The following is a 25,780-nucleotide window of genomic DNA, read 5'->3' on the forward strand; positions in this document are numbered from 1 at the left end:
GAACACAGTCCTCCTGAAACGACATGATCGCCGCAACCTCTCACCTGAGAGTGTTGCGACGATCATGTGAACCCGCCCGGAAAGGTGCGGGGCCGCTTCGGTGATCTCGACAGGCTCGATCAACGAGAACTACAGCTCGATCAGCGGTGATCTCGACAAGCTCGATCAGCGGCTGGCTCGATCAGCGGGTAACCGTCAGCGGTAGTCGCTGCCGAATCCGTAGTCGTCCAGCGGAACCGCAGCGCCGGCCGGAGCACCGAAGGTGCCGTCCGGGCTGTAGTAGGTGTCGTCGTAGGACGGCACCGCGTAGGCGGCCGCGCGGGCCTCCTCGGTCGGCTGGACCTCGATGTTGCGGTACCGGTTGATGCCCGTACCAGCCGGGATCAACTTACCGATGATCACATTCTCCTTCAGACCGATCAGCTTGTCGCTGCGGCTGTTGATGGCCGCATCGGTCAGGACACGCGTGGTCTCCTGGAACGACGCCGCCGACAGCCAGGACTCGGTCGCCAACGAGGCCTTGGTGATACCCATGAGGACCGGACGTCCGGCGGCGGGCTCGCCACCCTCGGACACGACCTGACGGTTCGCGGCCTCGAACTCGGCACGCTCGGTGAGCGAGCCGGGCAGGAACTCCGTCGAACCCGAGTCGATGATCGTCACGCGACGCAGCATCTGACGCACGATGGTCTCGATGTGCTTGTCGTGGATCGACACACCCTGGCTCCGGTAGACCTCCTGGACCTCGTTGACCAGGTGCACCTGCACCTGACGCGGACCCATCACGCGCAGCACCTCGTGCGGGTTCGCCGAACCCTCCATGAGCTGCTGGCCCACCTCGACGTGGTCGCCGTCGGCGAGAAGACGCTCGGAGCCGTCGTCGTGCTTGAAGACACGCAGACGCTGACGCTTCGAGATCTTGTCGTAGACAACCTCTTCCGATCCGTCATCGGGGATGATCGTGATCTTGTAGAAGCGGTCGTCGTCCTCGAGACGAATCCGTCCGGAGACCTCCGCGATCGGTGCGACACCCTTGGGTACGCGCGCCTCGAAGAGCTCCTGGACACGCGGCAGACCACCGGTGATGTCGTCACCGACGCCACCCTGGTGGAACGTACGCATCGTCAGCTGGGTACCGGGCTCACCGATCGACTGTGCGGCGATGATACCGACGGCCTCGCCGATGTCGACGAGCTTGCCGGTCGCCATCGAACGGCCGTAGCACATGGCGCAGACGCCGGTGCCGGTCGCGCAGGTCAGGACCGAACGGACCTTGACCTGGTTGATGCCTGCTGCGAGCAGAGCCTCGATGGCCGGATCGCCGAGGTCGTGACCACGTTCGACGATGACGTTGCCGTTCTCGTCGACCGCGTCGGCGGCCAGAGTGCGGGCGTACGCCGAGGTCTCGACGTGCGCGTCGCGGATGATCGAACCATCCGGCTGCTTCTCGCCGAGCAACACGTTGATGCCGCGCTCGGTGCCACAGTCGGTCTCGCGGACGATGACGTCCTGGCTGACGTCGACCAGACGACGGGTCAGGTAACCCGAGTCGGCCGTACGAAGTGCGGTGTCGGCCAGACCCTTTCGAGCACCGTGCGTGTTGATGAAGTACTCGGCGACGGTCAGACCCTCGCGGAACGAGGACTTGATCGGACGCGGGATGAACTCACCCTTCGGGTTGGTCACCAGACCCTTCATGCCCGACAGGTTTCGCACCTGCGTCATATTTCCGGTCGCGCCGGACTTCGGGATCATGGTGATCGGGTTGTCGTCGGGGTAGTAGTCCTCCATGGCCTTACCGACTTCCTCGGTGGCCTGCTTCCAGATCTCGACCAGAGCGTCACGACGCTCGTCCGGGGTGAGGGCACCACGCTGGAACTTGCGCTCCAGTCCGTCGGCCCGCTCCTCGTACCGCTCGAGGATCTCAGCCTTGGCCGGCGGCACGAGCACGTCGGCCATCGACACGGTGACACCCGAACGGGTAGCCCAGTAGAAGCCGACGTCCTTGAGCTTGTCGACGGTCTGCGCGACAACGATCATCGGGTAGCGCTCTGCGAGATCGTTGATGATCGCAGCCTGACGCTTCTTCGGCATCTGCTCGTCGACATACGCGTACTCGACGGGGAGCAGCTCGTTGAAGAGCACGCGCCCCAGCGTCGTCACGACGTCCCACGGCTGACCGAACTTCCAGCCATCCGGGAACTGCTCGGCCTCGATGTCGGCAGGCGGACGCTGATCGGTCAGACGCACCTTGATGCGCGACTGCACGGTGAGCGCACCGCGGTCGACGGCCATGATGGCCTCAGCCGGGCTCGAGTAGACGCCACGCTCGATGTCGTCGTCGGTTGCCGGGGTGTACTCGCCTGCCGCGCCCTCCTTGAGGGTGGTCAGGTAGTACAGACCGGTCACCATGTCCAGACGCGGCATGGCCAGCGGGCGACCCGACGCGGGCGACAGGATGTTGTTCGACGACAACATCAGGATGCGCGCCTCGGCCTGCGCCTCCGCACTCAGCGGAAGGTGCACGGCCATCTGGTCACCATCGAAGTCGGCGTTGAACGCCTCACACACGAGCGGGTGCAGCTGAATGGCCTTGCCCTCGACGAGCTGCGGCTCGAACGCCTGGATGCCCAGGCGGTGCAGCGTCGGAGCACGGTTGAGCAGCACGGGGTGCTCGGCGATGACCTCTTCGAGGACGTCCCACACGGCCGGGCGCTGACGCTCGACCATGCGCTTTGCACTCTTGATGTTCTGCGCCTGGTTCAAATCGACGAGGCGCTTCATCACGAACGGCTTGAACAGCTCGAGAGCCATCAGCTTGGGCAGACCACACTGATGCAGCTTGAGCTGCGGGCCGACGACGATGACCGAACGGCCCGAGTAGTCGACGCGCTTACCGAGCAGGTTCTGACGGAAACGCCCCTGCTTGCCCTTGAGCAGATCAGACAGCGACTTGAGCGGACGGTTGCCCGGTCCGGTGACCGGACGGCCGCGGCGGCCGTTGTCGAACAGGGCGTCAACCGACTCCTGCAGCATCCGCTTCTCGTTGTTGACGATGATCTCGGGGGCGCCGAGGTCGATCAGTCGCTTGAGGCGGTTGTTGCGGTTGATGACGCGGCGGTACAGATCGTTGAGGTCGGAGGTCGCGAAGCGGCCACCGTCGAGCTGCACCATCGGACGCAGCTCCGGCGGGATCACCGGCACGGCGTCGAGAACCATGCCCAGCGGCGAGTTGCCCGACTGCTGGAACGCCGCGACGACCTTGAGTCGCTTGAGCGCGCGCAGCTTCTTCTGGCCCTTACCGCTGCGGATGGTCTCGCGCAGCGACTCGGCCTCGGCGTCGATGTCGAAGGTCTCGAGGAGCTTCTTGATCGCCTCGGCGCCCATGGCACCGGTGAAGTACTCGCCGTAGCGGTCCTGCAGCTGGTGGTAGAGCTTCTCGTCGATGATCAAATCGCCGGGAGAGAGCTTCACGAACTTGTCCCACAGCTCTTCGAGAGCGTCGAGCTCACGCTGTGCTGCGTCGCGCATCCGCTTCATCTCGCGGTCGCCACCGTCGCGCACCTTGCGGCGCACGTCGGCCTTGGCACCCTCGGCCTCGAGCTCGGCGAGGTCGGCCTCGAGCTTCTGCTGACGCTCGTTGAGGTCGGCGTCGCGCTGATCGGCGACAGCCTTCTTCTCGACCTCCATCTCCGCCTCGAGCGTCGAGAGCTCGTTGTGGCGGAGCTCGTCGTCGACCGAGGTGATGACGTATGCGGCGAAGTAGATGATCTTCTCGAGATCCTTCGGCGCGAGGTCGAGCAGGTAGCCCAGGCGGCTCGGTACACCCTTGAAGTACCAGATGTGGGTGACCGGCGCGGCCAGCTCGATGTGGCCCATCCGCTCACGGCGCACCTTGGCCTTGGTGACCTCGACGCCGCAGCGCTCGCAGATGATGCCCTTGAAGCGCACGCGCTTGTACTTGCCGCAGTAGCACTCCCAGTCGCGAGTAGGTCCGAAGATCTTCTCGCAGAACAGGCCGTCCTTCTCAGGCTTGAGCGTGCGGTAGTTGATGGTCTCCGGCTTCTTGACCTCGCCGTACGACCAGTTGTGGATATCGTCGGCCGTTGCAAGACCGATTTTCAGTTCGTCGAAAAAGTTGACGTCGAGCACTTGTTACCTTTCCAGAGCTCTGTCAATAAAGGGCCGTTGGCCGCCGGTCACGGAAACTCCGTGACCGGCGGCAGCGAGATCAGTTCGCGAGGTCGTCGACGGTGGCCGACTCGTTGCGCGACAGGTTGATGCCGAGGTTCGCGGCTGCGCGCTCGAGATCCTCGTCGTCGGTGTCGTGCATCTGAATCGCCGCACCGTCGGAGCTCAGCACCTCGACGTTCAAGCAGAGTGACTGCAGCTCCTTGAGGAGCACCTTGAACGACTCGGGGATGCCCGGCTCGGGGATGTTCTCGCCCTTGACGATGGCCTCGTAGACCTTGACGCGGCCGACCACGTCGTCGGACTTGATCGTCAGCAGCTCCTGCAGCGTGTAGGCAGCGCCGTACGCCTGCATGGCCCAACACTCCATCTCACCGAATCGCTGGCCACCGAACTGGGCCTTACCGCCGAGCGGCTGCTGGGTGATCATCGAGTACGGACCGGTGGAGCGAGCGTGGATCTTGTCGTCGACCAGGTGGTGCAGCTTGATGATGTACATGTAGCCGACAGACACCGGGTACGGGAACGGCTCGCCGGAACGACCGTCGAACAGCGTCGCCTTGCCGTCGCCGTTGACCATGACCTCACCGTCGCGGTTCGGCAGCGTCGAGGACAGCAGTCCGGTCAGCTCCTCCTCGCGGGCGCCGTCGAACACCGGGGTTGCGGTGTTGGTGTCGGGCTCGGCCGAGTACATGTCCTCGGGCAGCTTCGACGCCCAGTCGGGCACACCACTCGCGACGTTGATGTTCCAGCCGGTCTTGGCGATCCACCCGAGGTGGGTCTCCAGGATCTGACCGATGTTCATACGACGCGGAACACCGTGGGTGTTCAGGATGATGTCGACAGGGGTGCCGTCGGGCAGGAACGGCATGTCCTCCTGCGGGAGGATCTTGCCGATGACGCCCTTGTTGCCGTGGCGGCCTGCGAGCTTGTCGCCGTCCTGGATCTTGCGCTTCTGGGCCACGTACACGCGGACCAGCTCGTTGACACCGGGAGCGAGATCGTCGTCGTCGTCGCGGCTGAAGACGCGAACACCGATGACCTTGCCGGTCTCACCGTGGGGCACCTTGAGCGACGTGTCGCGAACCTCGCGAGCCTTCTCACCGAAGATCGCGCGGAGCAGACGCTCTTCCGGGGTCAGCTCGGTCTCGCCCTTCGGGGTTACCTTGCCGACCAGGATGTCGCCGTCACGGACCTCGGCACCGATACGCACGATGCCGCGCTCGTCGAGGTCGGCGAGGACCTCATCGGAGACGTTCGGGATGTCGCGCGTGATCTCCTCGGCACCGAGCTTGGTGTCGCGGGCGTCGATCTCGTGCTCCTCGATGTGGATCGAGGTGAGTACGTCTTCCTCCACGAGCCGCTGGCTCAGGATGATGGCGTCCTCGTAGTTGTGACCCTCCCACGGCATGATCGCCACGAGCAGGTTCTTACCCAGTGCCATCTCGCCGTTCTCGGTACACGGACCGTCGGCCAGGACCTGGCCTGCCTCGACGCGCTGTCCCTCGTCGACGATCGGGCGCTGGTTGGCGCACGTGCCGTGGTTGGAACGCGCGAACTTGCGCATCCGGTAGGTGTCGCGGGTGCCGTCGTCTGCCATCACGGTGATGTAGTCGGCGGAGACCTCTTCGATCACACCGGTCTTGCCCGAGACGATGACGTCGCCGGCATCGACCGCCGCGCGCAGCTCCATACCGGTGCCGACCAGCGGCGACTCGTTACGGACCAGCGGCACGGCCTGACGCTGCATGTTCGCACCCATCAGGGCGCGGTTCGCGTCGTCGTGCTCGAGGAACGGGATCATCGCGGTCGCGACCGACACCATCTGTCGCGGCGAGACGTCGAGGTATTCGACCTCGGTCGCGCCGACGAACTCGACCTCCGAACCCTTCTTACGGACCAGCACGCGATCGTCGGTGATGGTTCCGTTGAGGTCGAAGTTGGTGTTCGCCTGGCCGATGAGGAAGCGGTCTTCCTCATCCGCGGTCAGGTACTGGATGTCGTCGGTGACGACACCGTCGACGACCTTGCGGTACGGCGTCTCGATGAAGCCGAACGGGTTGACCCGCGCGTACACCGAGAGCGATCCGATCAGACCGATGTTCGGACCCTCAGGGGTCTCGATCGGACACATGCGGCCGTAGTGCGACGGGTGGACGTCGCGGACCTCGAGGCCCGCACGCTCACGGCTCAGACCACCGGGGCCGAGAGCCGAGAGACGACGCTTGTGCGTCAGACCCGACAGCGGGTTGTTCTGATCCATGAACTGCGAGAGCTGCGACGTTCCGAAGAACTCCTTGATCGCCGCCACGACGGGACGGATGTTGATCAGGGTCTGCGGAGTGATCGCCTCGACGTCCTGGGTCGTCATGCGCTCACGCACGACGCGCTCCATACGCGAGAGGCCGACGCGAATCTGGTTCTGGATGAGCTCGCCGACGGTACGCAGACGACGGTTGCCGAAGTGGTCGATGTCGTCGACCTCGATCGGGACGTCGAGGCCGTCGGGTCCGGCGACCTTCGCGAGCGACACGGTGTGCGGGTCGGAATCGTGCAGACGCACGAGGTACTCGACGGTCGCGGCGATGTCTTCGCGGGTCAGGACCGACTCGCCCGTCATCGGGTTGTCGGTGAGGCCCAGCTTCTTGTTGATCTTGTAACGACCGACACGTGCGAGGTCGTAGCGCTTCTCTTTGAAGAACAGGTTCTCGAGGAGGTTCTCAGCCGACTCGCGGGTCGGGGGCTCGCCCGGACGCAGCTTGCGGTAGACCTCGAGCAGCGCCTCGTCCTGGTTGGCGGTGTTGTCCTTCTCCAGGGTCGACATCATGATCTCGGAGAACCCGAAGCGCTCGCTGATCTCTTCGTTCGTCCAGCCGAGAGCCTTCAGCAGCACGGTGACCGGCTGACGACGCTTGCGGTCGATGCGCACACCGACGGTGTCGCGCTTGTCGACGTCGAACTCCAGCCACGCGCCACGGCCCGGGATGACCTTCACGGTGTGGAGGGTCTTCTCGGTGGCCTTGTCGACGGAGGCGTCGAAGTAGACGCCGGGGCTGCGGACGAGCTGCGAGACGACGACACGCTCGGTGCCGTTGATGATGAAGCTGCCCTTGTCGGTCATGATCGGGAAGTCGCCCATGAAGACGGTCTGCGACTTGATCTCACCGGTGTTGTTGTTGATGAATTCCGCGGTGACGAACAGGGGCGCCGCGTAGGTCATGTCCTTGTCTTTGCACTCCTCGACGGAGGCCTTGACCTCGTCGAAGTGAGGGTCGGAGAAGGAAAGCGACATCGACCCCGAGAAGTCCTCGATCGGCGACAGTTCGTGGAGGATGTCCTCCAGTCCGCCGACGGGGTTCTCTTCGCCACGGGCGATGGCCTTGGCGCGCCACTCGGGGGAGCCGACGAGCCACTCGAAGGAATCGAGCTGTAGATCAAGGAGGCCCGGTACCTCCAGAGGCTCGCTGATTTTCGCGAACGATGCGCGGTGCGGCGCATTCGGGATGGTGGTTGAGGTGGACTGGCGATCGACTGCCAAGGTGCGTCCTTCCAACACGAGGGTTCTGCCTAGCGGTGTGTGCAACAAGCGCTAAGTGGCTTGGTGGGCCGTTCGCTGGTGACAACCTTCGATCGCGATCACCATGCACACACCAGAGGAGAATGTGGCCAGAAGGAGAATCGACAGATGGACAGGAGGCAGCCAGCGCAACGTCCAACTGTAGCAGAAAATAGACGCACTTTGTCAAGTAGCGTCTGGAAACGATTTCGCACTGGTGGCTGCCCGCGCTGCAATCGCTGGTGACAGATTGGCCCGCCAACGCCGCCACGTCAAGCGGTACGCGCCAATTTGTGCAAGAAAATTAGCGCCTCACCTGCGTGATGCCGCGTTGGCGGGCTCGCTGCGGCAAGAGTTCAGCACCCCGTCGCGCGTAGAACACGCGCTGGCCACACGGCTGCCCTGGGCGTCGTGAAGCGACCAGCGCCGGTTCACGCGAGGAGCGTAGCGACGATGGGCCAGCGTCGGCTCGTGGCGGCGCCGCCCCGTTCTGCACGACGAAGAGCGAGGAGCGAAGCGACGATGCGATGAGGAGGAAGAACGGGGCACGAGGCGCAGCCACGAGCCGCGCAAAAAAATCAGATATCTGCGACCTTGGCGATCAGCCACGAGTCGCCCTGCTTCTCCATGTTCACTTGGTAGCGCGGGGTGAGGCTCTGCGTCGGTACGCCGTTCTGGGTGCCGGACAGGACCATGTTGACCACGATGACGGCTCGTGAATCGTCGCCGCTGCCGGTGAGTTCACGAACGCCGATCGCGTCGATCTGGCAGTCGGTGGTGGCTTTGGCCTGCTCCATGACCTGTTTGAGCGGCGCGACCTGCTTGTTGAACTGTGCGAGCGCTTCCCCGGTCAGGCCGGCTCTCGCCTTGTTCGACCATTCGTCGAACTTCGTTCCGTTCGCGGAGTTGGCCGTGCAGACCTTGGTTTGTGCCTGTGACACCAGCTCGGTGGTGGCGGCCTGGTCGACGAATGCCTTGTTGGGGCCGATCGTCGCGCCCGGGTGCAGCGCCAGCACGATTGCGGCGATCACCAGGACGCCGGTGACGACTCCGAGGACCGTCAGCGTGCGACGGCTCAGCCTCAGAAGCGATGTCGGCGACCCGACCCGACGCTTCTTCGAATCCTGATCCGACGACGCCTCTGTCGTCGAAGTCTTCGACGAGGTGTTGGGTTTGATGGTCGACACGCGTGCGACACGTCGAGTCTTTGCGGTCGGCCGGGTTTCCGCGGCACCCCCGTCGGACTTCGTGAGCGATAGCCCACCGCCCGCGGTGGTGTCGGCGGCCTCGGTGGAGTCGGCGGCCTCGGTGGAGTCGGCGACGGGCTCTGCAGTGTCGGCGGCCTCGGCGACGGGTTCTGCGGTCCCCTCGGCGCTGTCCTGAGTGCCTTCGAGGCTGTCCTCGGCACCGTCGGCAGTGACAGCCGCGTCAGCGGTGCCCCGCCCGGCGCCGTCAGCACTCTCGGCGCTACTGTCGGCACTCTCGGCGGAAACGTCCTTGACCGGCGAGCTTTCTGTGGCCTCAGGAGTCCCCGCGTTCGCAGGGCTCTCCGTGGCCTCAGGGCTCTCGGTCGTTTCGGGCGTCTGCGGCTCGCCGGTGGCCGAGGTACGGCCACGGCCTGCGACGCGCGGCCGGTAGGCGGAGGGTCGACGGGACGGGCCGTTACCCGACTTGCGCGGTGGACGTACCATCAGTTCCCCCCTCCCTGTTGCTGACTGGGTTGCTGGCCGGACTGCTGACTCCCAGAGCCGGACTGTCCCGGGTCGTCGACGCTGATCCCATCGAGCGGGGAGATGTTAGACGCCTTCCAGGTGCCGTCCGTCTTGGTCATGCTGACCGAGAAGCCCATCGTCTGGGTGACGCCCGCCTCGTTCTCGCGCTTGCCCGTGGCGTCGACGTAGATCAGCACCTTGGCAGTGCCTGCGTCGGCATTGACCTCGGTCGGAGCTGAGCGCTTGAGCCGCGACGTCAGCGTCGCAGCCTGTGGCCCGGCCTGCGTGATCTGCTGATTGAGCGTCGTCACGTCCTGCGCCGTGATCTGCTCCTTGGCCTTGCCGGTCAACGAGCTGTCGACGCGACGCTTCCAGTCGGCGGTGTTCTTGGGGTCGACGGTCGTGACGTTGATGATCGCCTGCTCGGCACCCGACACCGCCTCATCGCGCGCGGTCTGGATCGGCTTCTCGACGAAGTACACCTCGTAGGCGCGGTAGCCGAAGAAGGCAACGCACGCTGCGGCGACAAGCACCGCGACGATTGCGAGCACACCGACGAGCGGGTGACTACGCCACGTGCTGTCGTTGGCATTCGTCGGCTCCGACGCCTTTGTCGGATCAGTCATGGTGGTCATCGCGCGTCACTGTATCGAGCACACCTGAGAGAGAGCCAATTCGATCGACGCACATCGTCGACGACGCGGCGCTCTCCCAGGTCAGCCACCGAATCCGTCGGTTCCGAACCCGCCCGGCTTGACCGGACGGACGCCCATCATTGCCGCCAGCTGCGTGGCCAACGGGGTCAGATTCAACTTGTCCGGATCCTTCTTCGGGGTCGAATCCCAGGGCTGGGTGATATTCGGGTTCGCGTACTCCACGCGCTTGGCGCTGCGCACACCGGTCGGATTTCCGAACGGGACGTCGCAGGAGGCCTGCGTGTTGAACGGGAACTCGTCGTAGCGGATATCGAATTTCGGGTCCTTCTTACGGATCTGGTCGATCATGGCGTCGGTCGACTCATAGCCACGCGTACACGCCGCCGGGTTATTGGTCTCGAGCACGATGCCGAAGTGGATCTGTCCATCGCCGGGCGCAGGTGAATGGCTACCCGCCGACAGCGCCGACAGCATCGCGAACGTTCCGTTCGTCATGTAGCCGGCGGGCTGGATCGTGCGTGCAACCTCGGAGAGCTGACCGACGACCTTCCCGATGTCGCCGCCGTTCTTCTGGATGAGATTCGAGATCTGCGTCGCCGACGTCGTTCCGGTGGTGAGCAATCGCCTCAGGTCCGGGTCGGACGCCGCGAGCGTCGCGGTGACCAGGTCGAGGCTGCGCGACCACGCGAGGATCTGATCGGACTGCTCGGCTTGCGTCGCCAGCACGACGTTGGCGTTGTTGATCAGCGAGATCGTCTGGTCGAGATTGTCGACACCTGCGCGCGAGAGCTTGCCGAGTGAGTCGACGAGCCGCGTCAGGTTCTCGGACTGTCCGTTGAACGCCTTGCCGAGCTCGGTGATGACCGTGTGCAGGTCGTCGATCGGGATCGACTGTGTGAAGTCGATCGCCGACGACACGACGTCTTCGAGTGGCGGCGGAACCGACGACCGAGTGATCGTCGAGTTGTCGGCGAGGTAGGGCGAGCCCGTCGACTGCGGCTGCAGGTCGACATACTGCTCACCGATCGCCGAACGGTTCGCGACCACCGCGACCGAATCCGCCGGGATCTGTGGCGAGTTCGAGTCGATGACGAGTGCGACGTTCACTCCGGTCTTGGTCAGCTCGAGCTTGCCCACACGACCGACCGGGATGCCCATGTAGGTCACCTCGGCATTGGTGAAGATGCCGCCTGAATCTTTCAGCGACGCCGTCACCGTGTACGTGCCGATGCCGACCGTCTTGTCTAGTCGTGCGTACTTGGCGCCGACAAAGGCGATCGCGACCAGGCCGACGACCACAAACAAGATGAGCTGGATCTTCGCGAGTCTGCTGATCATCTATCCGACCCCCAGGAGTTTCAGCGGACCATCGATGAACCTCTGGTCACTCGACGCCGGCGCCGGGAAGTTGGCAGGTTTGGCCGCCGACGCTCCACTGCCGCGCGGGACCGTCGCCGATGCCGGATAGCGGCCACCCGACGGTGGTGTGTTCGGACCCGGTGTCGCATTGGCGGCAGGCGGCAACAACGTGATGGTCGGCCATCCGTAGCGCGGGCCGTTTCCGTTGATGTACGGGTTGCTCTGATTCACCGGAACGTCGTGGCGCTGCGGGGGCGAGTACTTCGGCGTCCCCTGACCGACGCCCAGCGCCTCGAGCTGATTCAGCAGCCGCAGGTCGAGCGTCATGAACAGGTTCGTCGAATCGCCCTGCACCGCAGGCAACAACGAGTCCGGGAACGGGTGCGTCAGCATCAACGGAGCTGCGGTGATCAGGTCCGGCGCCGCCTTCGCGAGCTCGGTGAGCACGGGGCGCAGCGCCTTCAGATCGGTGATCAACGCATCGTGCGATCGTCCGAGAACGTCGGTGCCGACCTGTCCGAGCTTGTCGAGCTTGGTCAGCAGGTCGACGAACTGCGGACGCTGCTCCTCGAGCACCGCCACACCTGCAGGCAGTTCCTTGAGGATGCGGTCGATCTGCGTCGTCTGCGCAGCGGCCCTGTCCGACAACCTGTCGAGGCCGTCGATCGCCGCGAGAATCGAGTCGCGCTGGCGATTGAGACCTGCCACGAGTGAACTGGCGTTGCCGATCAGGTCGTGCACCTTGTCGGCACGACCGTCGAGCGCCTTGTTGAGCTCGGTCACGATCGGTTCGAGCTGGTTGATCCCACCACCGTTGAGCAGCATCGACAGCGCACCGAGTACCTGCTCGATATCGGTTGCGGTACGCGTGCGATCCAGCGGGATCGCCGTCGACTGGTCCTGGCGTGGCAACGAGGCACTGTTCGCAGGCTCTGTCAGTGCGACGAACTTCTCGCCGAGCAGTGACGTCTGCTGCACTGCTGCACCAGCCTGATCGGACAGGTCGATGTCGTTCTTCACCTTGACGGTGACCAGCGCGAACCACTCGTTCTTCGGGATCTCGACACTGGTCACACGTCCGACGGGGATGCCGTCACGCTTGACCACCGACTGCGGAACCAGATCGAGAATGTTCGAGAACTGGATCTTGTAGGTGCGCGGGTTGTCGCCGACGTCGACGCCGCCGGGCAGCGGAATCGACTGGATTCCATTCGACCCGCAACCTGCGACCGTCAGCATCGCGGTCAGGACCACCACCGCGGCGATGACCCCACGCCACGCGCGCGGAACGAACCGACTGAGATGCCGAGTCATCAGTTACCTCCCGACCGTGGTGTGGCCGACGGCTTCGCCGATGCCGGCGTCTTGGTCGCCGGGCCCGGGTTCGCCTGCGCGTCGGGTGTCCCGGGAACAGTTCCCGGGACCGGGTACTTCTGCAGCTTGTTGTTGCTCATGATGCCGAACGGCAACACCGGCAGGATCGGGGTGAGCACGTTGTTGGTGATCTGCTTACCGATCGTCTTGCACTGGTTGATGAACGGCTTGAGCGTGTCGCTGAACTGATCTGCCGCGGGATTACCCGGAAGCAGCGCACCGAGGTCGAGGAACTGGCACGTCGCCTGTGTCGGGTCCTGCAGGTCAGGCAGCGTCAGTCGCATGGCGATCGTGCCCGACTCCGCGTCGTACGCGTTGATCAGGTTGTTGATCGTCAGCGGCAGCACGGTCAGCGTCTCCTTGAGACTCTGTTGAGTGTTGACGAGCGCCTGGGTCGTCGGCTTGAGATCGTTGACGGTCTGGCCGATCTGCTCGCGATTGTCAGCGACCAACGTTGCGACGTCGCCGAGTGCGATCGACAGTTTGTTCAGCGCGGCCGACAGTTGCTGACGCTCCCCCGCGAGGAACGTGTTGAACGACGCCATCTGGTTGTTGAACTGGCGCACCTGGGAGTCGTTCTCCTTCAACGCTCCGACGAACACGTCGAGATTGTTGACGGTGTCGACGATGTTGCCGCGCGAGTCCGACAGGGTCGTCGTCGCCTTGGACAGATTCTCGATGGCATCGCCGAGCTTGGCGCCGTTGCCCTCGAGGTTCTGCGCGCCGACCGCGACGAGGTCGCTGACCGCGCCGTCCTTGTTGGCTCCGTTGGGACCCAACGCCTTTGACAGCTTTTCGACGCTCTCGTAGATCTTGTCGACCTCGACGGGAACCATCGTCTGCTTCTCGGTCAGCGTGATGTTTCGCGGCGCCTTCGGGCCACCCGAATAGGCGGGCGTCAGCTGCACGTAACGGTCGGCGACCACTGACGGGATCACCTGAACCGCACGCACATCGGCGGGGAGGTCGACGCCGCGGTTGACGGTCATCGTCACCTTGACGGTCTGGCCGTCGGGGGTGACCGAGTCGACCTTGCCGACGGGCACGCCGAGAACCCGGACGTCGGAACCCTTGTAGATACCGACGGTCCGCGCGAACGTCGCGTTGATCTTGGTGGTCCCCATCGAGCTGAAGACCCACCACAGCGCGCCGGCGACGATCAGCGCGAGAATCAACCCGAGCACGATGATCACGATGTGGCGTGGGGTGAACCAACGTCCGGGACCGGAGGTCTTGGACAGATCCGGGGTGGTCATCCGGTTGCCTCCGTTCCACCGTTGTTCTGGTTGGCCTGCTTGTTGGGCAGGCGCGTCGTGTTCTGCTGCGGCAGTGCAGGCGGCAGGAGGTTGGTCACCACGGACTCGAACCACCGACCGTTGCCGAGCACGTTCGCGTAGAGCCGATAGAACGGCGCCATGTACGTGATCGTGTCCTGAAGGTTCTTGTTCTGCTCCTTGAGCAGATCGTTGACGCCCTTCAGCGAGTCGAGCGCCGGGCCGATCTGAGCCTCGTTGTCCCGAACGATCCCGCTCAGCGAATCACTCAGTGCCGTCGTCGTTTTCAGCAACGCCGAGATGTTCTTCTGGCGGTTGTTGAGCTCGTCGAGCAACTGGCCTGCACCCGCGATCAGCTTCACGAACTCCTGGTTGCGATCAGCGAGAATCTTCGACGTGCTCTTGGTCGCTTCGAGAAGCTTCTGCACCTCTTGGTCGCGGCTGGCGATCGTCTGCGACAGACGCGTGACGCCCTCGAGCGCAGGTCCGACATCGCCCGACGTTCCGGAGAACGTGTCGGAGATCGCCTTCATCGACGTCGCGAGCTGATCGGTGTTCAAGGTCTCGACCGAGTCTGCGGCGTCGGAGAACGCCTCGATCACGTCGTAGGGCGACACCGTATCGGTGAGCGCGACACTCGGGTCGGCGATCTTGCTACCACGGGGATTGAGCGACAGATACTTCTGCCCCAGCACCGTCTTGATCTGGATCGACGCCTGCGTCTGATCGCCGATCCACGTGTTGGTCACGCGGAACTTCACGTCGACGCGGTTGCCGTCGAGCGAGACGTCGCTGACCTCACCGACCTTCACGCCCGCGACGCGCACCTCGGCGCCCTTGCGCAGCCCGGCGGCCTCGGTGAACTTGGCCGTGTACTGGGCACCCGCACCGACGAGCGGCAACGAGGTCAGGTAGAACGCCGACACCGCCATCATGAGCAGGATCAGGATACCGATCGCACCGATACTGACGGGGCTGCGATGCCCACCGAATCGCTTGTGCCCCGGCTTCTTCTGGGCTGTTCCGTCTGCCATGCTCACCCCCCTGGCTGGTTGTCTTTCCAGCAACGGCTTGCCGCGCTGGTGTAAAGGACGTGGTTGATGTATGGAAGCGGGACGAGCGGCTGCGTCAGCAGCGTCGACTTGCCGTTTCCTGCGACGACGTCGATTCCGCACAGATAGAACTGGAACCAGGAACCGAATGTCGCCGCACGGCCGATCTTCTGGAGCTTGATCGGCAGGTTGGTCAGGATCTGCGCGACGTCGTCGCGACGCTTGTTGACCTGGTCGGCCACCTGCTTGAGGCCGGCGATGTCGCCCTGGATGGACGGCCGCGTCGACGTGAGGATCGACGCCGTGACCGCTGTCAGGTTGGAGACCGACGTGATCGCCGAACCGACCGAACCGCGTTGTGCGGCAAGGCCCGTCACCAACTGCTCGGTGTTGTCTAGGAGCGCGGTGAACTGCTCGTCGTTCCGGTTGACCGTGTCGAGGACCTTGGTCAGGTTGGTGATCAGGTCGCCGATCACGGCGTCCTTGTCGGCGATCGAGTTGGTCAGATCGGCGGTATCGCTGATCAGACTCGACACGTTGCTCGACTCACCCTGGAAGACCTTGATGATCTCGTCGGAGAGCTTGTTCACGTCTTCGGGCTGAAGCTGGCGGAACAGCGGCTTGAAGCCGTTGAACAGCTGCGTCAGGTTGACCGCGGGATGCGTGTTGTTCTCGTTCGGGTTCGCACCGAAGGTGTGGCCGGGGTTCACGGTCTGCGACGCATCGCCCGCACCCTTCTCGACCGAGAGGTAACGCAGACCCGTGAGGTTGCGGTACTTGATGTAGATCTGCGCACCCTCGGGCAGCTGGCGGTCGACGTTGAACGAGACCTGCGCCCGGTTCTTGTCGTAGACCTCGACGTTGCTGACCTGGCCCACACGCACACCGGCGATGCGCACGTCGTCGCCCTTGTTGAGCATCGACGCGTCGGTGAACACGGCCTTGTAGTCGTTGTCTGCCCCACCACCGATGTTGGCGATGGTCAGCGCGAGCAACGCAGTCGCGACCACGGTGACCACCGCGAAGACGATCAGTTTGGTCAACGGCCCCACAATGGACTTCATTTGATGTGCACCTGCGCTCCCTGCAGTGGCGCAGCACCGATCATGGTGGTCCAGGTGGGCACGTCGTCGGGTTCGGTCCCGCTGGCCGCGCCGTAGATCACCTTCAGCTGCGCCCGGTAGGTCGGATCGTCGAACGAGTTCTCGCGGATTGTCCCGACAGGCGTCTTCGTGAACTGCGGTTGCGGCAGCTTCTGGACGGTCGTCGGGCCGGGGTTGCGTGACGGCGGCTGGTACGAGCCGTCGGCGAGGCCACCGCCGGGGTACTGCGGGAACGGGCGGCCGTTGGTCGGCGGGTCGTAGCAGACAGCCGGGGCATCCTGGTCGAAGAACCGTGGCTCGTCCTGGTTGGGCAGATAGCGACCGCGCGGATTGACGAACTGCAGATTCACGCGCACACCCGGATTCTTGGTGCCCTTTCCGACGATCTTCTCCGATTCCGGGATCAGCGTCGCGAAGTTGTGGAAGGCGCAGACGAACGTCGGCGACTGCTTGGCGAGTCCGGTCAGGAACGGCTCCGAGTCGGTGACGAGATCAACGAGGTTGTTGCCATTCTGCTGCAACCAGTTCGTCGTGTCGATCGACGCAGTTCCGAGCGTTGCGATCAACGTCCGCAGATCGCCCTGACGGTCGACGATCGTCTTGTTGGTCGTGCGGAAGTTGTCGAGTGCGTCGATGACGTCGGGCAACGCCGTCGAGTAGGTCTTCGAGAACGACGCGAGGCCCTGCAACGTGCCCTCGAGCGAATCGAGATTCTTCGGTGTCGACAGGCGACCGAAGATGGTGTTGAGCTCTTCGAGCGTCGTACCGATCTGCTCACCGCGACCCGAAAGCGCCTGCGACAACGCGGTCAGGGTCACGTTGAGGTCCTGCGGCGGGATCGCGTCGAGGACGGGCAGCAGACGGTCGAGGAGATCCTGGACCTCTTTCGCGTTGCCGCTCGTGTCGGTCTGGATCGTCGCGCCGTTTGCCAGCGTCGGACCCGACGCCTGCTCGGGCACCTGAAGTGCGACGTAGCGCTCGCCGAACAGCGTTTTGGGCAGGATGCGTGCGGTGGTGTCGGCAGGCAGTTGCGCGGCCATCTCGGGCTTGAGGCCGAGCGTCACGTTGACCGTGCCATTGCCTGCGGGTTCGACGTCGCGCACCTCGCCGACGAGAACGCCGCGCGCTTTCACGTCAGCATTCGACGGTAGCGCATTACCCACCGAGTCGGTCTTCAGCGTGACGTCGGTGAACGTCGTGAAGTCCTTGTTGAATTTCATGATCGTGAGCGTGAAGAACAGTGCGACCACGATGAAGAACACCAGTCCCAGCAACCGGCGACGAATCACTGTCATCGCCTAGCCCCCCACTCTCACAGTCGTCGTCGTCCCCCAGATGGCGAGGCCGAGAAAGAAGTCGAGCACGGCGATCAGGACCAATGCCGCTCGAACCGCGTGTCCGACGGCCACGCCGACACCCGCGGGGCCACCACTTGCGTAGTAGCCGTAATAGCAGTGCACGAGAATGATCACGAACGCAAAGACAAGCACCTTACCGAAAGACCACAGCACGTCTTCCGGTGGTAGGAACAGGTTGAAGTAGTGGTCGTACGAGCCGCCGGACTGTCCGTTGAAGACAGTCGTCACCACTCTGGAGGCGAAATACGCCGACAACAGTCCGAGCACGTAGAGCGGGATGACCGCGATGAAGCCTGCGATCACGCGCGTCGACACCAGGAACGGGATCGACGGCACGGCCATCGACTCCAGCGCGTCGATCTCCTCCGAGATGCGCATGGCTCCGAGCTGGGCGGTGAAACCGCAACCGACCGTCGCCGACAACGCGAGACCCGCGACGAGTGGCGCGACCTCTCGGGTGTTGACGTACGCCGACAAGAAGCCGGTGAGCACCTGCGAGCCGATCTGGTCGAGTGCGGCGTAGCCCTGCAGACCGACCACGACGCCGGTGAACCCCGACATCAACACCATCACGCCGACGGTGCCGCCGATCACGGCGAGACCGCCGGAACCGAACGCCACTTCGGCGAGAATGCGCAGGACCTCGCGCGTGTAATGGACCAGCGTGCGCGGAATCCAGGCGAGCGTGCGTCCGTAGAAGGACATCTGCTCGCCCGCACCGTCGAGCAACTTCAGTGGTTTGCCGAGCTGTTTGCGCGCCTCGTACATGTAGTACTCGGGGCGGCTCTTGGCGATAGTCACTCCACCGGCCATGGTCAGCTCCCCTTCGGCGGGACGATCTGCAGGTAGACCGCAGTGATGATCAGGTTGGCCAGAAACAGCAGCAGGAAGGTGATGACGACGCTCTGGTTGACCGCGTCACCGACGCCCTTGGGGCCGCCCTTCGGGGTGAGTCCCTTGTACGACGCGACAACGCCCGCGATCACACCGAAGATGGCAGCTTTGAGAAGTGAGATCCAGAGGTCGGGAAGCTGGGCAAGCGCGCCGAATGACGCCAGGTATGCACCCGGCGTTCCGCCCTGGACGACCACGTTGAAGAAGTAGCCACCCCCGATGCCGACGACGGCGACCAGACCGTTGAGCAGGATCGCGACCAGCACCATTGCGAGCACACGAGGTACGACGAGGCGCTGGATGGGATTGATGCCCAGCACCTCCATCGCGTCGATCTCTTCGCGAATGGTCCGCGATCCGAGGTCGGCGGCGACGGCCGAGCCCGCGGCGCCCGCGATCAACAGCGACGTGACCAGCGGCGAGCCCTGCTGGATGACGACCAGCACCGACGCGGCGCCGGTATACGACTCCGCTCCGAGCTGCTTGATCAGCGAACCAGTCTGCAGAGACACGATGGCGCCGAACGGGATCGCGATGAGCGCAGTCGGCAGGATCGTCACGCTTGCGATGAACCATGCCTGCTGGATGAACTCGCGCCACTGGAATGGGCGCACGAAAGTCTGGCGTGCTACATCGACGAAAAGCTGGACGATATTGCCTGTCTGGGCGAGTGCACCTTCACCGGCCCGCGCGATTCTGTCGACGCCACGCGTGGTGGCATTCGTCATACCTATGAGCCCCCGCCGTAGTGACGCCCACCCTCGGGACGTTCCGACTCGATCTGCTGAGTCTTCGCTTCCTCCGGCACAGCCCACTGCTGGGTCTGCGCATCGTCACCGGCGTAATCGTTACCGGCGTAGTCGTTTCCGTACCCACCCTGATTGCGGTCACCGTGATCGATGACGTCGGTGGAGGTGTCGACCATGACGTTCTCGCTGCCTGCCTGGAGGCCACCCTCGGAGTCGGACCATTCGACGCCCTGGGTGGTTGCGGCGTGGGCTCGGGATTCCTCGCGGATCTGGTCTTCCTGCTGCATCGACTCACGGATCGCGCGTTGCGCGTTCTCCGGCAACGACGGCAACAACTCCAACACCCGCTCACGATGCCGAGCGACCGCTTTACGCTCAGGCATCCCCGGATTCGGCTGCACCTGCGGAATGATCTCCGAGAAATCATCCTTCGTACCGCCACCACCAATGCCGGCGGCCTGCATAGCCTCTTCCTGCTTCTGCACCGCCTCGTCCTTCTCCTCCGACATACCGATCGGACCAAACCGATCACCGGAGAGGAACTGCTTGACCACCGGCTGCTCCGAAGTCAACAACTGCTCACGCGGCCCGAACATCACCAACTCCTTCCGGAACAACATGCCGATGTTGTCCGGAATCGTGCGGGCGATGTTGATGTTGTGCGTCACGATCAAGATCGTCGCGTCGATCTGCGCATTGATGTCGATCAGCAACTGGGAGATATAAGCAGTACGCACCGGATCGAGACCCGAGTCCGGCTCATCACACAAAATGATCTGCGGATCGAGCACCAACGCCCGCGCCAACCCGGCACGCTTACGCATACCACCGGAAATCTCACCCGGCAGCTTGTCTTCGGCGCCGGCCAAACCGACCAGATCGATCTTCTCCATCACGATCCGCCGGACATCGTCTTCCTTCTTCTTCGTGTGCTCACGAAGCGGAAACGCGATGTTGTCGTACAAACTCATCGACCCGAACAGAGCGCCATCCTGGAACAACACACCGAACAACTTGCGGATCTCATAGAGCTCCTTGGCCGAACACTGCGTGATATCAGTGCCGTCGATCACCACCGAACCCTGCTCAGGATGCAACAAACCGATCAACGTCTTCAAAAACACCGACTTGCCGGTACCCGACGGCCCCAACAACGCAGACACCTCACCCGACGGCAAGGTCAACGTCACATCACGCCAGATGTTCTGAGAACCAAAAGACTTGGTGAGCCCCTCGACGCTGACCTCAACACCCACTACATCCTCCAAGAAACTCGGGTCCCGAAGCGTGGCAGCCAAGGCAAGACATCGGACATAGGCGGCACGAACGCAGGCGGACTCAACTGTGGTTGGGGTCACTCTAGCGGACTGCTCCCCCGTATCCACACCGCCTCTCGGCGGTTCTCAGGTTTGGCCAATTACCGGCCGGTAACCTGACTGCCCAAGAGAGTATCCCATGCCACCGACATAATAAAAGTAGGTTGGCGGTCACATTGTGCGGCAACTGTGGGCTACCGCGGACAGCAACGAGCCCGGGACAGCACAGCTGTCCCGGGCTCGTGTGAAGAGCGTGGCTGAAAGCCTTCGGAGACCGTCTTACTTGACGGAAGTCGACACGCAAGCGCGCTCCGCCAACCTCCGCAGGCTCCGGTTGCCTCCGCTTACTTGACGGAAACCTTGGCGCCGGCCTCTTCGAGCTTGGTCTTGGCAGCCTCAGCGGCCTCCTTGTCGACCTTCTCCAGGATCGGCTTGGGAGCACCCTCGACGAGGTCCTTCGCCTCCTTCAGGCCGAGGCCGGAAACGACCTCACGCACGACCTTGATGACCTGGATCTTCTTGTCGCCGGCACCCTCGAGGATGACGTCGAACTCGTCCTGCTCGGCAGCAGCGTCGGCGCCGGCAGCAGCCGGTGCGCCTGCAGCGGCAACAGCGACCGGTGCGGCCGCGGTGACCTCGAAGACCTCTTCGAACTTCTTCACGAAATCGCTGAGCTCCAGCAGGGTCAGTTCCTTGAACTGATCGATGAGCTCGTCAGCGGTGAGCTTCGCCATGGTGGCGTCCTTCCTGTAAGTCCCCACGCGGGGCATCTTGTCTTGTCAATCCCCGCGCGGGGGAATGCTTGTGTGCTGGCGGATGAGTACCGAGGTACTTATTCGCCTGCGGATTCCTTCTTCTCCTGCAGGGCGGCAGCGAGTCGTGCCACCTGCGACGCCGGCTGATTGAACAGTCCGGCGGCTTTTGCCAAGTTGCCCTTCATGGCACCGGCGAGCTTGGCCAGCAAGACCTCACGGGTCTCAAGGTCGGCGATCGTTTCGATCTCGGCAACGGACAGCGGCTTGCCATCCATGTACCCGCCCTTGATGACCAGAGCCTTGTTGTCCTTGGCGAAGTTCTTGATCGCCTTCGCGGCCACCACCGGCTCACCTTCGATGAAGGCAATCGCGGTCGGGCCGGAGAACAGCTCGTCGAGTCCCTCAACGCCCGCCTCAGCAGCGGCACGCTTCACCAGGGTGTTCTTGGCGACGGAGTAGGTTGCGCCCTCGCCGAGGGAACGTCGCAGATCGGTGATCTGGGTGACGGACAATCCACGGTATTCCGTGACGACCGTCGCCGTTGAGCCCTTGAACTGCTCGGCGATCTCAGCGACTGCTGCGATCTTTTCGGACTTGGCCATACTTCGCCTCCTTCCTCATCACTCGAGTTGGTCAGAGTTCGGACCAGATACCCGCAAGGAGGGGCGAAACAAATAAACGCCCCGGCACGCAGATGGCACGGGGCGTAGTTTCTCGGCGAGGCGCTCCAGGGCGCCCACCACTATTCCTCGTTCTCCCTGCGTGGGCCGCCGACCTCGCGCCTTGCGACGCTGCAGTCGTCCTTCGATCGGAATCGCTTCCGATGACCGACGGTCTCTGGTTGAACCGATACGACGTACACGTGCACGTCACACCGAAGTAATAGGCTACCCGACCATGGGGAATGCATCCAAATCGCCCGCCGGCGCCGTCTCGGATCCCAACGACCGCGCCGCAATCGCGGCCGACTCGATCCTCGGTAGGCATCTTCGACATGCGTGGTGGGTGCCCGGCACACGCATCGCAACGGTCGCATGGCCGCTGAGTCGCCTCCCGCTCGACGTTCTGCGTAGTCGCTTCGGATTCTGGCACTACTGGTGGCACGCCCATCTACTCGACCTCATCGTCGACGCCGCCATCCACCGCCCCGTCGACGACGCACCCTACGACCCCGACCTCGCCGACCTCGCCAACCGACTCCTGCGCGGCATCCGGCTGCGCAACCTCGGACGGTGGACCAATAACTACTACGACGACATGGCGTGGCTAGGGCTTGCGATCGAGCGCGCCGACCGTCACCTCGACCTCCACCACCCGAAGGCACTGCGCGTCTTGAGCAAGCGCATGTACGACGCCTGGGAGCCTGAACGTGGCGGCGGCATCCCGTGGCGCACCATCGACACCTTCTTCAATGCCCCCGCCAACGGACCCGCGACCATTCTGCTCGCGCGGACGGGGCAGGCCGGGACCCAGCCCGGCAGCCATGCGAAGCGCGCATTGGAGATGTGTGACTGGATGAACGCAACACTCGTCGACCCCGATTCCCACCTCGTCATCGACGGCGTCAAGCCGCGCGACGGCGGGTTCGAGCGCGTCACCGCGATCTACACGTATTGCCAGGGAGTCGTCTTGGGCTCGGAGGTCGAGGCCGCGCGGCTCACCCGCGATCCCGTACACCTCGCCCGGATCGACCGTCTGCTCACAGCGGTCGAAAGCCACGAGTGCCCCGACGGCGTGATCCGTGGTGCGGGCGGCGGCGACGGCGGACTGTTCATGGGCGTTCTCGCCCGCTATCTGGCGCTCGTCGCGACCGATCTGCCCGCCGACCTCCCCGGTGCCGATGAGCTTCGTCGTCGGAGCGCGGCGCTCGTCCTCACCAGCGCCGACGCCGCCTGGCAGACGCGCACCGAGGTCGATGACGCCGTGGTGTTCAGCGCCGACTGGCACCAGCCCGCCGCGAGGCCCACCCGCGGCGGCGGGGACGCCGCATTCGTGGCGGGAGCGGTCAACTCGTCTGCGGTTCCCGAGCGAGATCTCTCTGTTCAGCTCTCGGGATGGATGGTTCAAGAAGCCGCCGCCGCGGCGGATCTCGGACTATCCGAACAGAATGTTCAGGATTGATACAACCTTGACCTGCGCCTTTGTCTACGATGGCCAAATTGACGCCCCCTAGTTAGCGTTCCGAGACCACACATGGGCTAGTGTCGGTGTCCGGAGTGAGATGGACCACAACCGGGTGGGGTTGGGGCCATGCGCCACAACGCGGTTCAGCTTCTCCAACCGACACGATGAAGTGACGGCATCGGCGACAGCACGCCCACCGGTCGAACCGGCTGACGCAGGTGCAGTGACCTCAAAGGCAGGCTGATGCATCATGGCGTTTCAGTTGGGACCGACAGAATCCGACCGCGGTCGGGTTGAGCCACTTCCGCTCGACCCGGTTCCTCAGCGTCGATCCACGTCCGATGCGCCCGTGTTCGGAACCCTCCCCCTCGGCGACCCCACCGGCGGCGCCAGTGCGATGCGCTGGCGCGAGCAGGTCGACGGCCCGCAGGTCTACCCACGCGTCTCGATCGACCGCGATGTCACTCTGACGATGAGCGACGGCGTCGAGTTGCGGGCGACCATCGTCCGGCCGGCCACACGCTTCGGCGACGTGGTGACGACGCCCTACCCGGCGATCATCAACATCAACCCGTACAACCGAGCGGCGATCGACTTCATCGACACCACGATGCACGCCCCTGTCATCGGAGGTGCCGTGCGCGCGGCAGCCCGATCGGTCGACGCGACGGGCACACCGCTCGAGGGGCTGACCACCCTGACCCAGGTACTCGCCGGCGGCGTGATCGACGTCTTCGGCATCAATCGAAACCTGGTGCGCAGCGGTTACGCCCAGATCATCGTCGACGTTCGCGGCACCGGCGCCAGCCACGGCAAGTGGGAGATCCTCGGCCCACGTGAACAGCAGGATTCCGTCGAGATCATCGACTGGGTCTCCGAGCAGGAGTGGTGCAACGGCAAGGTCGGACTCGCGGGATGGTCGTACTCGGCCATCAACTCGCTACAGGCCGCCGACAAGCGGCCGCCCCAGCTCGGCGCGGTCTTCGCGGTCGAGGGCTGCGACGACATCGTGCGCGACATCTACATCACCGGCGGCATGCCCTCGGCGTTCATCCCGGCATGGTTGTCCGTGGTGAACATCCTGAAGTGGGTACCGAATCCGTCGACTCTGCTGCGAGATGTTCTGCGCGGCAATCACTTCCGCTACCTTCGCGACCGTGTCGCATCTCCGGCAACCGAGATCCCGTCGCTCCTCTGGGGCTTCCTCACCGCCCGCGACGACCGCATCTTCGACGACCCGTACTTCGACGCCCGCGATCCGCAGATCGATCAGATCGAGGCGCCGACGCTCACCGTCGGGGCATGGCACGACCTCTTCGGTCGTAGTGCCACAGGGATTTACGAGCGTCTGAACCTCGAACCGGGCCGCAAGCAGTTGATCGTCGGCGACGGTTATCACTTCGACGTCGGGTCCGGCTATGGCGGCAAATTCGCGCCACCTCGTCTCGACGTCCTCGAGCGCGCGTGGTTCGACCGCTGGCTCAAGGGACACGCGAACGGCGTCGAGCACTACGGACCGGTGACGCTGCGCCAGCAGGGTGGCACGTGGACCGCGGGCCAGTCGTTCCCGCGCCAGGGCGTCGCACCGCGTCGGCTCTACTTGTCGAGCGAATGTTCCTCCAGCGCAACACATTGCGTACACGACGGCAGCCTGCAATCCACACCGTGCACCGATTACACCTCGCTGCACGTCCGCCCGGACGTCCGCGGACTCATCTCGCGCGACATGACACAGGTGACCGCGGGCGCGACGATGGCCCTGGGTAAACCCTTCACCTCCGACGCCAGATTCCAAGAGCGCGGCGCACTCTCGTTCACCAGTGCTCCCGTCACCCAGCAGACGCAGATCAGCGGTGCGATGAATCTGCGCCTCAACGTCGCCACCACGGCACATGAGGCCATCTGGGCCGTCACCGTCAACGACGTCGCGCCGGATGGAACGTCGAAGGTGCTGACCAACGGCGCGCTCTCGGCGTCGAATCGGGCGCTCGATCCCAGCAAGTCGACCTACGCCTCGGACGGCAGTCTCGTTGGCGCGCACCACTTCTTGTCGCGCAAGCGCAAACTTCCGGTGCCACCCGACGCCCCGGTGCGCATCGACGTCGACCTCGTCCCGACCGATGCCGTCCTCGAACCCGGCCATCGACTACGCGTCGACGTATACGCGGCGAGTTTCCCGCGCTATCTGACCGTCGTGCCCGATCTGGTCAAGGCGCGCGGCCGCAGACAACGCCTGGTCCTCGACCCTGAGCACCCGAGCCACCTGACGTTCCTTGCAGGCGAAGGCTTCTGAGCCAGGTCGCCGGA

At 64.0% G+C, this 25,780-nt stretch carries 17 protein-coding genes; 2 read left to right on the forward strand and 15 right to left on the reverse strand.

What is annotated here, in order from left to right; genetic code table 11:
* Nucleotides 1-195: 195 nt before the first annotated feature.
* The 15 genes from A5766_RS18320 to rplJ form a co-directional block, all read right to left on the reverse strand.
* A complete protein-coding gene (locus A5766_RS18320) occupies nt 196-4,152 on the reverse strand; it encodes a DNA-directed RNA polymerase subunit beta' (RefSeq protein WP_049698696.1) in 3,957 nt (1,318 codons plus the stop codon).
* A gap of 79 nt (nt 4,153-4,231) precedes the next feature.
* A complete protein-coding gene (gene rpoB, locus A5766_RS18325) occupies nt 4,232-7,729 on the reverse strand; it encodes a DNA-directed RNA polymerase subunit beta (protein ID WP_064905894.1) in 3,498 nt (1,165 codons plus the stop codon).
* 596 nt (nt 7,730-8,325) lie between these two features.
* Nucleotides 8,326-9,438 carry a hypothetical protein gene (locus tag A5766_RS18330; protein WP_064905834.1) on the reverse strand — a complete coding sequence of 371 codons (1,113 nt, stop codon included), beginning with the start codon at nt 9,436-9,438 and terminating at the stop codon, nt 8,326-8,328.
* A complete protein-coding gene (locus tag A5766_RS18335) occupies nt 9,438-10,094 on the reverse strand; it encodes a hypothetical protein (protein WP_064905838.1) in 657 nt (218 codons plus the stop codon). Before A5766_RS18335 ends, A5766_RS18330 begins: the two co-directional genes overlap by 1 nt.
* Nucleotides 10,095-10,175: 81 nt before the next feature.
* Nucleotides 10,176-11,453, reverse strand: a complete 1,278-nt coding sequence (locus A5766_RS18340) for an MCE family protein (protein WP_064905841.1) — start codon at nt 11,451-11,453, stop codon at nt 10,176-10,178.
* Nucleotides 11,454-12,788 carry an MCE family protein gene (locus A5766_RS18345; protein WP_064863206.1) on the reverse strand — a complete coding sequence of 445 codons (1,335 nt, stop codon included), beginning with the start codon at nt 12,786-12,788 and terminating at the stop codon, nt 11,454-11,456. It abuts the gene before it with no gap.
* Nucleotides 12,788-14,104 carry an MCE family protein gene (locus A5766_RS18350; protein WP_064905843.1) on the reverse strand — a complete coding sequence of 439 codons (1,317 nt, stop codon included), beginning with the start codon at nt 14,102-14,104 and terminating at the stop codon, nt 12,788-12,790. Before A5766_RS18350 ends, A5766_RS18345 begins: the two co-directional genes overlap by 1 nt.
* Nucleotides 14,101-15,156 (reverse strand): MCE family protein, encoded by a 1,056-nt coding sequence (locus A5766_RS18355; RefSeq protein WP_005209189.1) that lies wholly within the window; start codon nt 15,154-15,156, stop codon nt 14,101-14,103. The genes A5766_RS18350 and A5766_RS18355 overlap by 4 nt, the downstream gene beginning before the upstream one ends.
* Before the next feature lie 2 nt (nt 15,157-15,158).
* The gene (locus A5766_RS18360) at nt 15,159-16,238 is read right to left on the reverse strand and encodes an MCE family protein (protein ID WP_064863203.1); all 1,080 of its coding nucleotides are present in this window, start codon (nt 16,236-16,238) and stop codon (nt 15,159-15,161) included.
* Nucleotides 16,235-17,572: an MCE family protein gene (locus tag A5766_RS18365; protein WP_064905845.1), complete on the reverse strand. Its 1,338-nt coding sequence runs from the start codon at nt 17,570-17,572 to the stop codon at nt 16,235-16,237. Before A5766_RS18365 ends, A5766_RS18360 begins: the two co-directional genes overlap by 4 nt.
* A 3-nt stretch (nt 17,573-17,575) precedes the next feature.
* Nucleotides 17,576-18,448: an MlaE family ABC transporter permease gene (locus A5766_RS18370; RefSeq protein ID WP_005209184.1), complete on the reverse strand. Its 873-nt coding sequence runs from the start codon at nt 18,446-18,448 to the stop codon at nt 17,576-17,578.
* A 2-nt stretch (nt 18,449-18,450) separates the two neighbouring features.
* The gene (locus A5766_RS18375) at nt 18,451-19,257 is read right to left on the reverse strand and encodes an MlaE family ABC transporter permease (RefSeq protein ID WP_005209182.1); all 807 of its coding nucleotides are present in this window, start codon (nt 19,255-19,257) and stop codon (nt 18,451-18,453) included.
* Nucleotides 19,258-19,259: 2 nt separating this feature from the next.
* Complete coding sequence (locus A5766_RS18380; protein ID WP_064905847.1) at nt 19,260-20,534, reverse strand: ABC transporter ATP-binding protein; 1,275 nt, start codon at nt 20,532-20,534, stop codon at nt 19,260-19,262.
* A 404-nt stretch (nt 20,535-20,938) separates the two neighbouring features.
* Nucleotides 20,939-21,328 carry a 50S ribosomal protein L7/L12 gene (gene rplL / locus A5766_RS18385; protein WP_039857022.1) on the reverse strand — a complete coding sequence of 130 codons (390 nt, stop codon included), beginning with the start codon at nt 21,326-21,328 and terminating at the stop codon, nt 20,939-20,941.
* Between the two features lie 98 nt (nt 21,329-21,426).
* A complete protein-coding gene (gene rplJ / locus A5766_RS18390; RefSeq protein WP_049698686.1) occupies nt 21,427-21,951 on the reverse strand; it encodes a 50S ribosomal protein L10 in 525 nt (174 codons plus the stop codon).
* Nucleotides 21,952-22,246: 295 nt separating this feature from the next.
* Between rplJ and A5766_RS18395 the strand changes: the two genes are divergently transcribed.
* Together A5766_RS18395 and A5766_RS18400 are read left to right on the forward strand one after the other, a co-directional pair.
* Nucleotides 22,247-23,470 (forward strand): glycoside hydrolase family 76 protein, encoded by a 1,224-nt coding sequence (locus A5766_RS18395; RefSeq protein WP_064905850.1) that lies wholly within the window; start codon nt 22,247-22,249, stop codon nt 23,468-23,470.
* Nucleotides 23,471-23,723: 253 nt separating this feature from the next.
* Nucleotides 23,724-25,766 (forward strand): CocE/NonD family hydrolase, encoded by a 2,043-nt coding sequence (locus A5766_RS18400; protein WP_064905853.1) that lies wholly within the window; start codon nt 23,724-23,726, stop codon nt 25,764-25,766.
* Nucleotides 25,767-25,780 lie beyond the last annotated feature (14 nt).

The sequence above is a fragment of the Gordonia sp. 852002-51296_SCH5728562-b genome, from assembly GCF_001665475.1.
In the GTDB taxonomy this organism is placed as follows: Bacteria; Actinomycetota; Actinomycetes; order Mycobacteriales; family Mycobacteriaceae; genus Gordonia; species Gordonia sputi.

Coding starts and splice junctions, on each gene's coding strand:
- A5766_RS18345 (WP_064863206.1), bottom strand. CDS start 12,788: ATGACTCGGCATCTCAGTCGGTTCGTTCCGCGCGCGTGGCGTGGGGTC.
- A5766_RS18330 (WP_064905834.1), bottom strand. CDS start 9,438: ATGGTACGTCCACCGCGCAAGTCGGGTAACGGCCCGTCCCGTCGACCC.
- A5766_RS18340 (WP_064905841.1), bottom strand. CDS start 11,453: ATGATCAGCAGACTCGCGAAGATCCAGCTCATCTTGTTTGTGGTCGTC.
- A5766_RS18355 (WP_005209189.1), bottom strand. CDS start 15,156: ATGGCAGACGGAACAGCCCAGAAGAAGCCGGGGCACAAGCGATTCGGT.
- A5766_RS18360 (WP_064863203.1), bottom strand. CDS start 16,238: ATGAAGTCCATTGTGGGGCCGTTGACCAAACTGATCGTCTTCGCGGTG.
- rplL (WP_039857022.1), bottom strand. CDS start 21,328: ATGGCGAAGCTCACCGCTGACGAGCTCATCGATCAGTTCAAGGAACTG.
- A5766_RS18395 (WP_064905850.1), top strand. CDS start 22,247: ATGGGGAATGCATCCAAATCGCCCGCCGGCGCCGTCTCGGATCCCAAC.
- A5766_RS18400 (WP_064905853.1), top strand. CDS start 23,724: ATGGCGTTTCAGTTGGGACCGACAGAATCCGACCGCGGTCGGGTTGAG.
- A5766_RS18335 (WP_064905838.1), bottom strand. CDS start 10,094: ATGACCACCATGACTGATCCGACAAAGGCGTCGGAGCCGACGAATGCC.
- rplJ (WP_049698686.1), bottom strand. CDS start 21,951: ATGGCCAAGTCCGAAAAGATCGCAGCAGTCGCTGAGATCGCCGAGCAG.
- A5766_RS18375 (WP_005209182.1), bottom strand. CDS start 19,257: ATGACGAATGCCACCACGCGTGGCGTCGACAGAATCGCGCGGGCCGGT.
- A5766_RS18370 (WP_005209184.1), bottom strand. CDS start 18,448: ATGGCCGGTGGAGTGACTATCGCCAAGAGCCGCCCCGAGTACTACATG.
- A5766_RS18365 (WP_064905845.1), bottom strand. CDS start 17,572: ATGACAGTGATTCGTCGCCGGTTGCTGGGACTGGTGTTCTTCATCGTG.
- A5766_RS18350 (WP_064905843.1), bottom strand. CDS start 14,104: ATGACCACCCCGGATCTGTCCAAGACCTCCGGTCCCGGACGTTGGTTC.